At 63.8% G+C, this 378-nt stretch carries 1 pseudogene; it reads left to right on the top strand.

Annotated elements, in window-relative coordinates:
* Positions 1 to 378, top strand: a pseudogene (locus tag A3764_RS01015) (branched-chain amino acid ABC transporter permease); the annotation flags it as partial.

Raw genomic sequence — 378 nt, 5'->3', positions numbered from 1 at the left:
GGGCGCCAGTATCATCGACTGGTCCGTGCCACTGGCGATTCTGCTGGCGATCCCGGTGATGCTGATCATCGGCTTCGTCATGGAGCGCGGGCTGATCAAGCATTTCTACAAGCGTCCCCACGCCGACCAGATCCTCGTGACTTTCGGCCTCGCCATCGTGCTGCAGGAGATCGTCAAGTATTTCTACGGCGCCAACCCGATCCCCACCCCCGCACCGGCGGCCTTCGCGGGCAGCTTCGACTTCGGGGCGCTGCTGGGGCTCGATACGGTCATCGCCTACCCCTACTGGCGGCTCGTCTACTTCGGCTTCTCGGCGCTCATCATCGGAGCGGTCTTCGCCTTCCTGCAGTTCACCACCTTCGGGATGGTCGTGCGGGC

Source organism: Sulfitobacter sp. HI0129 (genome assembly GCF_001635395.1).
Classification (GTDB): Bacteria; Pseudomonadota; Alphaproteobacteria; order Rhodobacterales; family Rhodobacteraceae; genus Sulfitobacter.
The sequence above is the reverse complement of the archived record's forward strand: the minus strand, read 5'-3'. Positions and strand labels throughout refer to the sequence as shown.